Annotated in this window: 1 pseudogene; it reads right to left on the reverse strand. The window is 63.5% G+C overall.

Going from position 1 to position 474, the window contains the following annotated elements:
* Positions 1-51: 51 nt before the first annotated feature.
* Positions 52-474: pseudogene (locus LPA54_RS37585) on the reverse strand (DNA/RNA non-specific endonuclease); the annotation flags it as partial.

Raw genomic sequence — 474 nt, forward strand, 5'->3', positions numbered from 1 at the left:
GTGGGGTGGTGAAGCTCATGCCGGCTCCCGTTGGCAGGAACTGAGTGGGGGTCAGTTACCGAGGTTGTACAACCCGGTGTTCGCGTAGGTGTTGGTGACGTAGACGCTGGGGAACAGTTCCTCGGTCGGCCCGTTCGCCCGCTGGATGGTAGCGCTCATCGTGACGCCCACCGGGATGGTGCTGTTGGCGTCCTTGTAGACGGGAGTCACCTGGTAGAAGATCGCGTCGCTCGTTCCGAGAACCCGACGGGGATCGTTGCCCTTGACCAGGTCCTCCGCCATCTTTTCGTAGGTCCGCATGCTGGGCGAGCCCGTGTTCATCCCGACCTGCCAGCAAGGGACGAGGTTGAACCGGGTGCGCTTGCTCGTACCCTTCCCGCCGAGGACCTTCGGGACGAGAGGACCCCGGGCCTGGTCGTAGGGGAGATTGTTCGCCTTCGCATACTCCACCGCGTCCTTCATACCGGTGACGGG

This window comes from Streptomyces sp. DH12, assembly GCF_020873895.1.
GTDB lineage: Bacteria > Actinomycetota > Actinomycetes > Streptomycetales > Streptomycetaceae > Streptomyces.